This window comes from Campylobacter coli (assembly GCA_039516895.1).
GTDB classification, from domain to species: Bacteria; Campylobacterota; Campylobacteria; order Campylobacterales; family Campylobacteraceae; genus Campylobacter_D; species Campylobacter_D coli_B.
The window spans coordinates 627,831-640,532 of the sequence record CP154437.1; the positions used below are offsets into that span (position 1 = coordinate 627,831).

The window sequence follows — 12,702 nt, forward strand, 5'->3', positions numbered from 1 at the left end:
GAGAAACTCATGGTTAGTATGAGAGATTTATTGGAATGTGGTGTACATTTTGGACATCAAACAAGACGCTGGAATCCAAAAATGAAAAAATTTATTTTTGGTGAGAGAAAAGGTATTTATGTAATAGACTTACAAAAAACTTTGAGATATTTTAGATATACTTACAATATCGTTCGTGATGCCGCTGCTGAAGGAAAAACTATACTTTTTGTGGGTACAAAAAAGCAAGCTGGTGGAGCGATTAAGGAATACGCTGAAAAATGCGGTATGCCTTATGTAAATCATAGATGGTTAGGCGGTATGATGACAAATTTTGGAACTATTCGCCAATCAATTAGAAAATTAGAAGTTATTGAAAAAATGGAAGAAGATGGAAGTATTAAACTTTTAACTAAAAAAGAAGCTTTAATGCTTACGAGAAAAAAAGAGAAATTATTGGCTTATCTTGGTGGAATTCGTTATATGAAAACACAACCTGATATGATTTTCGTTATAGATACAGTAAAAGAAAAAATTGCAGTTCAAGAAGCAAATAGATTAAAAATTCCTGTAGTAGCTCCACTAGATACAAACTGCGATCCTGATCTTGTAACTTATCCTATCCCAGGAAATGATGATGCAATTCGTTCAGTTCAACTTTTTTGCCAAGAAATGGCTGAAGCTATCAATGAAGGAAAAGCATTAAGAGAACAAGATGGTGAAGCTTTACCAAGTGAAGAAAAAGAAATCACAGATGAAGAGAAAAAAGAAGTTTTAGACGAAGCAATGAGCGAAGAAGATTTTAATGGGGAGCAAGAATAATGGCTGAAATTACTGCTGCAATGGTAAAAGAACTCCGCGAAAGCACAGGCGCGGGGATGATGGATTGTAAAAATGCTTTAAGTGAAACAAATGGAGACTTTGACAAAGCAGTTCAACTTTTAAGAGAAAAGGGTTTGGGTAAAGCCGCTAAGAAAGCTGATAGACTTGCTGCTGAAGGTTTGGTAAGTGTTAAAGTAAGTGATGATTTTACAAGTGCAACGGTAAGTGAAATTAATTCAGAAACAGATTTTGTAGCTAAAAATGATCAATTTATCGCATTAACAAAAGATACGACAGCACATATACAAAATAATAGCCTACAAAGCGTTGAAGAACTTCACTCTAGCACAATCAATGGCGTAAAATTTGAAGAATATTTAAAAAGTCAAATTGCAACTATCGGTGAAAACTTAGTTGTAAGAAGATTTGCTAGTTTAAAAGCAGGTGCAAATGGTGTGGTAAATGGATATATCCATACTAATGGTCGTGTGGGTGTTATCATCGCTGCAGCTTGTGATAATGCTGAAGTAGCAAATAAATCAAGAGATTTCTTAAAACAACTTTGCATGCATATAGCTGCTATGAAGCCAAGCTATTTAAGCTATGAAGATTTGGATATGGAATTTGTAGAAAATGAATATAAAGCTTTAGTCGCAGAGCTTGAAAAAGAAAATGAAGAAAGACGCAGACTTAAAGATCCAAACAAACCAGAGCATAAAATTCCTAAATTTGCAAGCCGTAAACAGCTCAGCGATGCAATCTTAAAAGAAGCTGAAGAAAATATAAAAGAAGAGCTTAAGGCTCAAGGCAAACCTGAGAAAATTTGGGACAATATTATCCCTGGTAAAATGAATAGCTTTATAGCGGATAATTCTCAACTTGATAGTAAACTTACTTTAATGGGTCAATTTTATGTAATGGATGATAAAAAAACTATTGAACAAGTGATTGCTGAAAAAGAAAAAGAATTAGGCGGAAAAATCAAAATAGTTGAATTCATTCGTTTCGAAGTGGGAGAAGGTTTAGAAAAGAAAACCGAAGATTTTGCTGCTGAAGTTGCTGCACAGCTTTAAAGTATTAAAATGGAATTATTAAGAGCGGAAAATTTAGGTCATAGCTTTGATTATCCGCTCTTTGAAAATTTAAATTTTTCTTTAAATCAAAAAGATTGTATTGCTATACAAGGCAGTAGTGGCTGCGGAAAATCCACTCTTTTGCATATAATTTCTTCTTTATTAAAACCAAATAAGGGCGAAGTTTTTTTTAAGGGTCAAAATCTTTACAAGATAAGTGAAAATGAAAGACTGAAAATTCGTCGTTATGACTTGGGCATCATTTTTCAAACCCATTATCTTTTTAAAGGTTTTTCAGCTTTAGAAAATATAGAACTTGCTAGTGTTTTATCAAACCAAGATTTAGATGAAAAAATCTTAAAAAAACTAGGTATTCATGAGCTTTTGAAACAAAAAATAGGTAAATTAAGCGGAGGTCAGCAACAACGCGTAAGCATAGCTAGAGTGCTTTGCAAAAAACCAAAAATTATTTTTGCTGATGAGGCTACGGGAAATTTGGATTTTGATAATGCTAAAAATGTTATAGAGCTTTTGGTTTCTTATGCCAAAGAAAATGATGCCGCTTTATTTTTTGTTACTCATGATTCTAAGCTTGCTCAATTTTGTGATAAGACTTATATTTTAAATACTAATGGAATTTGTTAATTATTTAGGAGATAAAAATGTAGCCACCTTTATGTTGCTCTTTGCTAGAATGAGTGGACTTATAGTATTTTTTCCCTTTTTTTCTCATAATTCTATCCCTATAATTATCAAAACGACTTTTGCATTATTTTTAACAATGTATTTATTTCCTTTGGCAAAACTTGAAATTTTACATTTAGATAGTTTTTTTATTATACAGCTTTTAAGTGAAATTGTTTTTGGAATGATAGCTGGGCTTATGTTGCAGATTATTTTTGCTATTATCATGATGGCGGGTGAGCAGATAGCTTTTACTATGGGATTTACTATGGCTAGTGTTTTAGATCCAAGTTCTGGAACAAATATGCCTATTACTTCACAAATTTTACATTTGATTGCTTTGTTATTTTTTCTTGCATTTGATGGTCATCATTTAATGCTTCTATTTTTAAGTCATTCTTTGGGTTATATTAGTCTTGGTGGTTTTTATCCTCATGAAAATTTAATGCATTATCTAAATATGGGAATGTTAAATATTTTTATTATAGGTTTTACGATGAGTTTTCCAATACTTGGAATTTCTCTTTTGGCAGATACTATTTTTGGGCTTTTAATGAAAACTATGCCGCAATTTAATCTTTTGGTAATTGGTTATCCCATTAAGATAGCTTTAGGATTTATAGTGTTAATAGCTATTTTACTTGTAATGATGCAATATTTTAAAGATTTGATTTTGGAGGTTTTTACTCATATGCAAACTCTATTTTTCGCCTAAGCAAAGGATAAATGAAAATGTTATAGAATAGCAATTATTTTTAAGGATTAAAGTGATGAAAATTTTACTTTTGAATGAAAACCCTGTTGTATCAAGACTTATAAGCTTGAGTGCGAAAAAAATGTCTTATGATTTTGAGGAAGTTAATGCCTATGATGAAAATTTAGGTCATTATGATGCAATTATAGTCGACAGTGATACGCCTGCTCCTTTGAAAATTCTTAAAGAAAAATGCGATAAACTAATTTTTTTAGCCCCGCGTAATCAAAGCGTGGATGTTGATGCTTTAATTTTACATAAACCATTTTTGCCTACAGACTTTTTAAATTTGTTAAATCAAGAAAATCTTAAAATCGAGGATGACGCTATTTTACCAATCGAAGAAGCTGAAAATCCTTATGCTAATATCAGTTTAGATTTAGATGATTTAAATTTAGATGATTTGCCTGATGAAAAAACTGAAGATATACAAGAAAATGAGCTCTCTATGGAAGAAAATTTAGAATCTTTAGCTCTAGATGATATAAAAGAGGATGCAAGAGCTCATGAAAATACCGATAAAGAGTTAAATTTAGATGACTTAAGTCTTGATGAAGAGCAAGAAAAGAATCATACATCAGAAGCTACAGTGAATCATTTAGAAGAAAAAAATGAAGATCAAGAATCTTTAGAAGTATTATCTCAAGATGATATTTTAGATGATAAAATTAGTGAAGAAAATTCTACAAACCAAGAGCAAGATTTTGAAGAACAAAATGAAATTCAAGATAAAATAGAAGATATTCAAGAGCTTGAAGAACAAACTGATAAATTAGACAAAGATTTATTAAAAGATAGTGAATTTGATGAAGGTCAAGAAGTAAATGCAAATGATGCTTTGGATATAAAAGAAGAAACAAAAATTGAAGCATTAGAGAAAGAGGAAAGTCTTGATAAAATTCAATCACAAGATCTTATCACCGATGATTTTCCTATCGTTGAAGAACAAGAAACAAAAGTTGATTTTGATGATATTCCAGAAGATGCTGAATTTTTAGGACAAACAAAAGAAGAGGATGAGGCTGTAGAGGATTTCTTGCCTGTTGTAGAAGATCAAGAAAATTTAGATGAGCATGATGAATTTGAAGAGATGAGTAATTTAAGCACTCAAGATCAAATTAAAGAAGAGTTAGCACAACTTGATGAACTTGAATATGATATTGACAGTGATGACAGTATTAAGGTTTTAGAGGATTTTAAAGAAGAGCCTATTTTAGATGACAAAGATTTACCGATTAATGATGAGGAAATCGTTGTTCCAAAATTAGAAATTAACGATTTTGATAGTTTAAAAGAAAGCGATATACAAGAAGCCTTAGGTGAAGAAATATCTACTTTAGAAGATAATAAAAGCGAGAAATTAAAAACCAAAGAAGATCAACTAGCAAGTGAAGCAGGTGAAGAAATTGTTAATGAATTGAGTCAAAGTATAGCAGGGGCTATCACTTCAAGCATTAAAGATGATACTTTAAAAGCAGCACTTAAGGGTATGAATATGAATATAAATATTAGCATTAGTTTTAACGAGGATAAAAATTGAGTGCTTTTATATTATTGGTTTCAGGGCCAAGCGGAGCAGGAAAATCTACTCTTTTAAAAAGACTTTTTGATGAATTTCAAGAAGAACTTTATTTTTCTATTTCTTCAACAACACGCTTGCCAAGAGAGGGTGAGCAACATGGGGTGGATTATTATTTTATCACACATGATGAATTTCAACAAGGTATAGATAAAGAGCAGTTTTTAGAATGGGCTAAAGTACATGAAAATTTTTATGGCACTTCGCTTGAACATACACAAAATGCTTTAAATGATGGCAAAATAGTTGTTTTTGATATAGATGTGCAAGGTTTTAAGATAGCTAAAGAGAAAATGGCTGAAAAAATCATTTCTGTTTTTATCACTACAAAAAATAAAGATGAATTAAAAAAAAGACTTATTAAGCGAAATACTGATACAATATTGCAACTAGAGAAAAGATTGCAAAATGCGAGTGATGAAATGAAAGAGCTTAACGAGTATGATTATTTGATCATTAACGATAAGCTAGAGGAAAGTTACGAAGCCTTAAGAGCAATTTTAATCGCCCATAAGTTTAAGACTAAAGGGCAAAATCTAGAGCAAATTCAAAATATTTGGAATAAAGGAGAATAAAATGGGTGGTTGGTCAAGTCCAAGTCATTGGTTAATTATTTTATTAATTGTTGTATTACTTTTTGGAGCTAAAAAGATACCGGAGCTTGCAAAAGGCTTGGGTAAAGGTATTAAGACTTTTAAAGATGAAATGAGCAATGAAGATGAAGCAGCAAAAAATGCAAATGCACATAAAATCGAAGAAAAGCAAAATACAACCAATCATACAAGCACTGATGCAAATATAGATGAAGTAAAAAAATCTTAAGGCTTAGTTTTTGAAAAATATTATTTTTAATGAGGTTAAAAAAATTTTAGAGTGTGATTTTGCGCTTGAAAATCCAAAGGATAAAAATCTAGCTCACTTTGCTACTCCTTTGGCTTTTTCTTTGGCTAAAGAATTAAAAAAATCACCTATTGCTATAGCAAATGATCTAGCTGCTAAATTTCAAGAGCATAGCTATTTTGATAAGGTTGAAGCGCTCAATGGGTATTTGAATTTTAGATTATCAAAAACCTTTTTAAATGATCTTGCAAACAAAGCTTTACAAAATCCAAATGAATTCTCCAAAGGAGAGGGTAAAACTGAAAGTTTTTTACTTGAATATGTCAGCGCCAATCCTACAGGTCCTTTGCATATAGGGCATGCAAGAGGCGCGGTTTTTGGCGATACTTTAGCGCGCGTTGCAAAACATTTAGGGTATAAATTTGACACCGAATATTATGTCAATGATGCGGGTAATCAAATTTATTTACTAGGACTTTCTATTTTCTTAAATATCAAAGAAAGTATTTTAAAACAAGAAGTGGAATATCCTGAGCAGTATTACAAGGGTGATTATATTATAGATCTTGCAAAAGAAGCTTATGAACACTTTCCTCAAGATTTTTTTACTGAAGAAAATATCCCTGCTTTAGCGGATTGGGCTAAAGATAAAATGCTTATTTTGATTAAGGATAATTTAAGTCAAGCAAATATTCAAATCGATGCTTATGCCAGTGAAAGATCTTATTATGGTGCTTTGGAGGCAACGCTATCAGCTTTAAAAGAGCATGGGGGTGTTTACGAACAAGAGGGTAAAATTTGGCTTGCTTCATCTTTAAAAGGAGATGAAAAAGATCGTGTTATTATCCGTGAAGATGGTCGTGGGACTTATTTGGCAGCAGATATAGTTTATCATAAGGATAAAATGAGCAGGGGTTATGATAAATGTATCAATATTTGGGGAGCAGATCATCATGGCTATATATCTAGAATGAAAGCCGCTATGGAATTTTTAGGCTTTAAAGCTGATGATCTTGAAATTATCTTAGCACAAATGGTTTCTTTGCTTAAAAATGGAGAGCCTTATAAGATGAGTAAAAGGGCTGGAAATTTTATCTTAATGAGTGATGTGGTAGAAGAGATAGGAAGTGATGCATTGCGTTATATCTTTTTAAGTAAGAAGTGCGACACTCATTTAGAATTTGATATAAGTGATTTACAAAAAGAAGATAATTCTAACCCTGTGTTTTATATTAATTATGCTCACGCTAGAATTCATCAAGTTTTTGGCAAAGCGGGTAAAAAAATCGATGATGTAATTGATGCAGATTTGCAAAGTCTAAATCAAGATGGAGTAAATTTGCTTTTTGAAGCTTTAAATTTAAAAGCTGTTTTAACCGATGCTTTTGAGGCGCGCGCTTTACAAAAAATTCCTGATTATCTTAAAAATTTAGCTGCTAGTTTCCATAAGTTTTACAATGAAAACAAAGTTGTAGGCTCTGTTAATGAAAATGATTTATTAAAACTCTTTGCTTTGGTTGCACTTAGCATTAAGACAGCTTTTGCTTTAATGGGAATTGAAGCTAAGAATAAAATGGAACATTAAAACAGTATTTTTACTGTTTTAATGATTGAGTAAAAATACTGCTATAATTACGATAACAATACCTAAAATTCCTATTTTGTTTAATTTTTCTCTATATAAAATCCACCCACCAAGACAAGTTCCTATGATTCCTATAGCACCCCAGGTTGAGTAAGCTATGCTTAGCGGAACATATTTTAAAGAAAAAGAAAGTAGAAAAAAGGCCAGTATGGCACTGATGATTGCAGCTATACCCCAAGATTTATGTCTAAAACCATCAGATTTTTTTAATAATAAATTCGCAACGATGTCTAAGAATGCTGATAAAATTATAATTGCTATATACATTTATTCTTTAACCTCGCCTATATTGATTAGGATGATTCCGATGATAGAAAGAGCAATGCCTAGCATTTGAGTCGAAGTTAAGCTTTCTTTAAAAAGTATAAAAGAAACTAAAAGTATAAGAATAATACCCAAAAGCTCCCACACGGCATAAGCAATTCCTACTTGAATTTTTTTAATCGCTTTTCCCATAAAGAAATAAGAAAAAGCTATAAAAATAGCCATAAAACCATAGGCTAAAATAGGATTATCCATTTTTAAAAAACTTGTACCCAAAACTTCAAAAACAATTGCGCTAATAAGAAAGAACCAGGCTATAAAGAGTTCTTTTTTTATTAAATTCAAGAAAGCCCTCCTAAAAATAAATGGCAAAATCATATCATTTAAAGCTTTAATTAGCCTTTTTATTTTATACTTTTAACTTTAGAAATCTTAAAGAAAGTGAGAATTGATGGGACGAGCATTTGAATACCGAAGAGCATCTAAGGAAGCTAGATGGGATAAAATGAGCAAGCTTTTTCCTAAACTTGCCAAAGCTATACAAGTAGCCGCCAAAGAGGGTGGAGCTGATCCTGATATGAATCCTAAGCTAAGAAGTGCTATAGCTACTGCTAAGGCAAATAATATGCCAAAAGATAATATCGATGCAGCGATAAAAAGAGCCAGTGGTAAGGACAGTGCTGATATTAAAAATATCCATTACGAAGGAAAGGCTGCTCACGGAGCTTTGGTGATAGTAGAATGTATGACGGATAATCCTACGCGTACAGTAGCCAATGTAAAAGCTATTTTTAGTAAAAATGGCGGAGAGGTTTTGCAAAACGGTTCTTTGGGTTTTATGTTTGCAAGAAAAGCGGTTTTCCATCTTGAGAAATTTGATGGAGATTTGGAAGAATTAGAGCTTGAGTTAATCGATGCAGGACTTGAAGAACTAGAGCAAAATGAAGAAGAATTAGTAATTAGTGGAGATTATACAGCTTTTGGCGAGCTTAGTACCGCTATAGAAGCTAAGGGCTTGGTTCTTAAAAAAGCAGGACTTGAATATATAGCCAATAATCCAGTAAGTTTTAACGAAGAGCAACTTGGAGATATAGAAAAACTTTTAGATAAACTTGAAGATGACGATGATGTTCAAGCTGTTTATACGAATATAGAATAAGGAGAAAAAATGTTAAAAACAATTGATACAAGTAAGGTTAATGAGTATAAATTTGCCCTTGTGGAAACTGAAAAAGGTACAATGAAATTAGAACTTTTTGGTGATGAAGCTCCACAAACTGTTTGCAATTTTGCAAATTTGGCAAATGAGGGTTTTTATAAGGATTTAAATTTTCATCGTGTGATTCCAAATTTTGTGATTCAAGGGGGCTGCCCACACGGTAATGGTATAGGCGGGCCTGGATATGAGATTATTTGTGAGTGTGATGATCAAGCACACAAGCACCAACGCGGGACTTTATCTATGGCACATGCAGGACGCGATACAGGAGGATCTCAATTTTTCATTTGCCACAGTCCACAGCCTCATTTAGATGGAGTTCACACTGTTTTTGGACAAATTAATCCTGAAGATAAAGAAAGTTTAGAAGTGTTAGATTCTATTCGTCAGGGTGATAAAATCATCGATATTAAAATCTGTGATAAAATTTAATTTACATTAATTTTTTATCTTACCTATAAAGCTAGTCTTTTATTAGACTAGCTAAAATAGCTTTTGTATAAATCTTAGTTAGAAAATATGATTTTAAATACTTGCTTTAATTTGTTTAATTTTTTAAGTTACAATTTTGAAAATTTTTCTTCTATAAGGCTAATATGCAAGAAATCATTCATTTTATCATCGAAACTGCTAGTGATTGGGGATATTTAGGTATTGTTATTTTAATGACTTTAGAAAGTTGTTTTATACCTTTTCCAAGTGAAATCGTGATGATTCCAGCAGGATATTTAGCACATAAGGGTGAGCTTGATATAGTTTTTTGTATATTAAGTGGGGTTTTAGGCTCTGTTTTAGGGGCTTTGATTAATTATTATATTTGCTTTTTTTGGGGTAAAAAATTCGTACTTAGATGGGGTAAATATTTTGGTATCAATGAGGCCAAATTTGCAAAATTTGAAGATTTCTTTAATAAACATGGAGAATTTTCCACCTTTACTTGTAGGCTTTTGCCAGGAATTCGTCAGTATATTTCCATGCCTGCGGGTTTGGTTAAAATGAAACTTGTTAATTTTGTGCTTTTTACTGCACTAGGTAGTGCTATTTGGGTAAGTATACTTGCATTTTTGGGTTATTATATAGGAGAAAATGAAGAGCTGATTAAAGCTTATCTGACTCAAATTCTCATTGCTATAGTTATTTTTATAATTTTGGCAAGTTTAATTTATATAAAAATAAAAAAGCCTTTTGCTAAAAAAGCTTAAATTTTATCGCTTACACTTTGTATAGCATTTTTAATTTGCAGTTTTGAATTTTCTAGCTTCGTTTTTTCTCTTTCATTAAAATCTAGTTCAAAGATTTTTTCTACTCCATTTTTTCCTATGATAGCAGGCAATGAAAATGCTAAATCATCAAAAACCACACTTACAGGATGCAAGCTTTTTCTATCTTCTAAAACAGCTTTAGCTAAATTTGCACAAGAAGTTCCTATGCCAAATTCGGTTCTTCCTTTGCGTTTGTAGATAAAATACCCCTCATCAACAACTGCTTTTTCGATATTTTCTATATCTAATTTTTTACCCATCTTATCGCAAAATGTTAGTAAATTTTGCCCTAAAACGCTAGCAGTAGAAAGGGCGGCAAATTGCGAATCCCCATGTTCTCCTATCATATAAGCGGTGATATCTTTGGGATTAAGATTTAAATCTTTGGCTAGAATTTTTTTAAGCCTAGAGCTATCAAGATTGGTTCCACTTCCAAAAACATGGTTTTTAGGTAAAGAGCTTAGAATTTGAGTGTAGTAAGTAATCGTATCGTTTGGATTTGTAGCAACGATATATTTACCCTTAAAATTTGCATGTTTTAAACTCAAAACAATATCCTTAAGCTCGGTAATATTGTTTTGAAGCTCAACCAAACGACTCGGTAATTCTTTTAAATTTTCTTTTCTGAAAGCTAGGATGATAATATCGCAATTTGCTAGTTTTTCTAAATTTGTAGCATGAATTATTCTTGTATAAGAAGAATGAATCGCAGACATATCTTCTAAATCTCTTGCGTGTGCTAAGGCTAAATCTTGTTTGATATCATATAAATAAAGTTCGGAGCAAATATTTTGCACAACAATATTATAAGCACTTGCTGCACCTACAAAACCTAAACCCACAATACCGATTTTTGACATTTTATTTCCTTTGCTTTGAAATTTTGTTATAATTATATAAATTTGATTTAAAGAAATTATAAATATGCAAAAGCCTGATATTCAAAGTTTAACAAATTTTCTAATCGACTATACGAAAACACTTTTAAGTGCGGGAACTTACACAGCTAGAGTTGCTAAATGTGTTGGCAGGATAGCTCAAGTTTATGGATATGAGATAAATATTAATTTCTTTTTTCATCATATTACTTTAAACATTGTAGATATTGAAGATAATTCCATACAAAGAACCTATGTAATACCCAATCATCATGCACATATCAATTTTAAGCTTATTTTTGAATTAAGTGCTTTAAGTTGGGCTATATATGATCATAAATACGAACTTGAAAAAGCAAAATTAGCTTTTAATACTATAAGCATTCAAAAAAAACATTCTTATATCTTAAATCTTTTATTTGTTTCTATAGCTAATTCAGGCTTTTGTAGGCTTTTTGGTGGGGATTTTGGTGCAGGAGTTTTGGTATTTTTTGCGACTTTTTTGGGACTGCTTTTAAGATTTGCCCTTACTAAGATAAAAATAGATTTAAGAATTCAATACATTCTTTGTTCTTTTGTTTCTTCTTGGTTTGTATTTTTGGGCTTGGATATGGGATATACAAATACTTCAGATGCAGCACTTGGTTCTAGTATTTTATATCTTATACCAGGGGTATTTTTTATCAATTCTATAATCGATATATTAAAAGATCATATTTTAATGGGTTTGAGTCGTATTATCAGTGTAGCTATTTTAATTTGTTGCATTGCTCTTGGAATTTATATGACTCTTAGTATTTCAAAATTTGGGATTTTGCAATGATTGAATTTATCTTAAAAGATATGTTTTTTGCTGCTATGGCTGGGTTTGGTTTTGCGTATGCTTGCAATCCTCCTTTAAAAACTCTTATTTTATCTGCACTTTTGGCAGCTATTGCTCATGGACTTCGTTTTACTTTGATAGAATATTTTCATTTTGAAACCTTAGCAATTGCAACCTTTATAGCTTCTTTTTGTGTGGGTTGCTTGGGTATTGCTTTGGCTAAGATTATTAAAACTCCTGCTGAAGTTATTGCTTTTCCTGCGCTTATTCCTATGATACCAGGTATTTATGCCTATAAGGCTATTTTATACCTTATCTCTTTCATACGCAGTGATGATTTAAAGGCTAAGTCTGAATTTTTGGTACAATTTTTTGATTATTTTTTTACGACACTTTCGGTAACTTTGGCTTTGGCTATAGGAGTGAGCGTTACTTTGCTTATATTTTTTGAGCAGAGTTTTATGATGACAAGGCATGCTAAAAAGCATTGATTTTTGTTTAATTTTTCTTATTATAATTTTGAAAATTTTATAAAAAAGGAAAAATATATGTTATGTCCTGTTTGTAATGTTGATTTAGTAATGAGCGATAGAAGTGGGGTTGAGATTGATTATTGTCCAAAATGTCGTGGCGTTTGGCTTGATCGCGGAGAACTCGATAAAATCATAGAACGCAGCACTCCTAACACAGCAAGTTTTAATCAAGCTCCAAGACAAGAACCTAGATATAACGATCATTCTTATAGCCAAAATCACGATCATTATTATAAAAAGAAAAAAAGAGAAAGCTGGCTAGGCGAACTTTTTGATTTTTAATTTATGAAAAATATAAATCTTTATATCCTTTTTAGTTTAATATCTTAAAATATCAAGCAAAAAGG

Annotated in this window: 17 protein-coding genes; 14 read left to right on the forward strand and 3 right to left on the reverse strand. The window is 31.5% G+C overall.

Translation table 11 applies throughout. The annotated features are described in order from the left end of the window. The first annotated feature begins 9 nt into the window (after positions 1 to 9). The 8 genes from rpsB to argS are packed head-to-tail and all read left to right on the forward strand — an operon-like array spanning position 10 to position 7,316. Complete coding sequence (gene rpsB, locus AAID94_03065; GenBank protein ID XAK24512.1) at positions 10 to 801, forward strand: 30S ribosomal protein S2; 792 nt, start codon at positions 10 to 12, stop codon at positions 799 to 801. Then, entirely contained in the window at positions 801 to 1,874 is a 1,074-nt protein-coding gene (tsf, locus tag AAID94_03070) for a translation elongation factor Ts (protein ID XAK24513.1), read from the forward strand. The genes rpsB and tsf overlap by 1 nt, the downstream gene beginning before the upstream one ends. Before the next feature lie 9 nt (positions 1,875 to 1,883). Next, a complete protein-coding gene (locus tag AAID94_03075) occupies positions 1,884 to 2,519 on the forward strand; it encodes an ABC transporter ATP-binding protein (protein ID XAK24514.1) in 636 nt (211 codons plus the stop codon). Continuing rightward, positions 2,506 to 3,273, forward strand: a complete 768-nt coding sequence (fliR, locus tag AAID94_03080) for a flagellar biosynthetic protein FliR (protein XAK24515.1) — start codon at positions 2,506 to 2,508, stop codon at positions 3,271 to 3,273. The genes AAID94_03075 and fliR overlap by 14 nt, the downstream gene beginning before the upstream one ends. Positions 3,274 to 3,328: 55 nt before the next feature. After that, the gene (locus tag AAID94_03085) at positions 3,329 to 4,852 is read left to right on the forward strand and encodes a hypothetical protein (protein ID XAK24516.1); all 1,524 of its coding nucleotides are present in this window, start codon (positions 3,329 to 3,331) and stop codon (positions 4,850 to 4,852) included. Next, a complete protein-coding gene (gene gmk / locus AAID94_03090) occupies positions 4,849 to 5,466 on the forward strand; it encodes a guanylate kinase (protein ID XAK24517.1) in 618 nt (205 codons plus the stop codon). The genes AAID94_03085 and gmk overlap by 4 nt, the downstream gene beginning before the upstream one ends. A 1-nt stretch (position 5,467) precedes the next feature. Beyond that, positions 5,468 to 5,713: a twin-arginine translocase TatA/TatE family subunit gene (locus AAID94_03095; protein ID XAK24518.1), complete on the forward strand. Its 246-nt coding sequence runs from the start codon at positions 5,468 to 5,470 to the stop codon at positions 5,711 to 5,713. 10 nt (positions 5,714 to 5,723) lie between these two features. After that, positions 5,724 to 7,316 (forward strand): arginine--tRNA ligase, encoded by a 1,593-nt coding sequence (argS, locus tag AAID94_03100; GenBank protein XAK24519.1) that lies wholly within the window; start codon positions 5,724 to 5,726, stop codon positions 7,314 to 7,316. A gap of 18 nt (positions 7,317 to 7,334) precedes the next feature. Here the strand turns inward: argS and AAID94_03105 are convergent, their stop codons facing one another. Both AAID94_03105 and AAID94_03110 read right to left on the reverse strand, forming a co-directional pair. Then, positions 7,335 to 7,643 (reverse strand): multidrug efflux SMR transporter, encoded by a 309-nt coding sequence (locus AAID94_03105; GenBank protein ID XAK24520.1) that lies wholly within the window; start codon positions 7,641 to 7,643, stop codon positions 7,335 to 7,337. Next, on the reverse strand, positions 7,644 to 8,018 hold the full coding sequence (locus AAID94_03110; GenBank protein XAK24521.1) for an SMR family transporter: 375 nt from the start codon (positions 8,016 to 8,018) through the stop codon (positions 7,644 to 7,646). It lies immediately after the preceding gene. Between the two features lie 73 nt (positions 8,019 to 8,091). Between AAID94_03110 and AAID94_03115 the strand changes: the two genes are divergently transcribed. From AAID94_03115 to AAID94_03125, 3 genes are all read left to right on the forward strand, one after another. After that, on the forward strand, positions 8,092 to 8,799 hold the full coding sequence (locus AAID94_03115) for a YebC/PmpR family DNA-binding transcriptional regulator (protein XAK24522.1): 708 nt from the start codon (positions 8,092 to 8,094) through the stop codon (positions 8,797 to 8,799). A gap of 9 nt (positions 8,800 to 8,808) precedes the next feature. After that, positions 8,809 to 9,291, forward strand: coding sequence for a peptidylprolyl isomerase (locus AAID94_03120; protein XAK24523.1), 483 nt, complete (start codon positions 8,809 to 8,811; stop codon positions 9,289 to 9,291). Positions 9,292 to 9,455: 164 nt separating this feature from the next. Beyond that, a complete protein-coding gene (locus AAID94_03125; protein ID XAK24524.1) occupies positions 9,456 to 10,061 on the forward strand; it encodes a DedA family protein in 606 nt (201 codons plus the stop codon). Here AAID94_03125 and AAID94_03130 read toward each other — a convergent pair. Continuing rightward, a complete protein-coding gene (locus AAID94_03130) occupies positions 10,058 to 10,981 on the reverse strand; it encodes an NAD(P)-binding domain-containing protein (GenBank protein XAK24525.1) in 924 nt (307 codons plus the stop codon). The two genes, AAID94_03125 and AAID94_03130, sit on opposite strands and share 4 nt — an antisense overlap. Positions 10,982 to 11,045: 64 nt before the next feature. Here AAID94_03130 and AAID94_03135 point away from each other — a divergent pair, with 64 nt between their 5' ends. Genes AAID94_03135 through AAID94_03145 form a run of 3 tightly spaced genes read left to right on the forward strand, consistent with a single transcriptional unit; the run spans position 11,046 to position 12,637 of the window. After that, a complete protein-coding gene (locus AAID94_03135) occupies positions 11,046 to 11,822 on the forward strand; it encodes a threonine/serine exporter ThrE family protein (protein ID XAK24526.1) in 777 nt (258 codons plus the stop codon). Continuing rightward, positions 11,819 to 12,313 carry a threonine/serine exporter family protein gene (locus AAID94_03140; GenBank protein XAK24527.1) on the forward strand — a complete coding sequence of 165 codons (495 nt, stop codon included), beginning with the start codon at positions 11,819 to 11,821 and terminating at the stop codon, positions 12,311 to 12,313. Before AAID94_03135 ends, AAID94_03140 begins: the two co-directional genes overlap by 4 nt. A 57-nt stretch (positions 12,314 to 12,370) precedes the next feature. Further along, a complete protein-coding gene (locus tag AAID94_03145; protein ID XAK24528.1) occupies positions 12,371 to 12,637 on the forward strand; it encodes a zf-TFIIB domain-containing protein in 267 nt (88 codons plus the stop codon). Positions 12,638 to 12,702 lie beyond the last annotated feature (65 nt).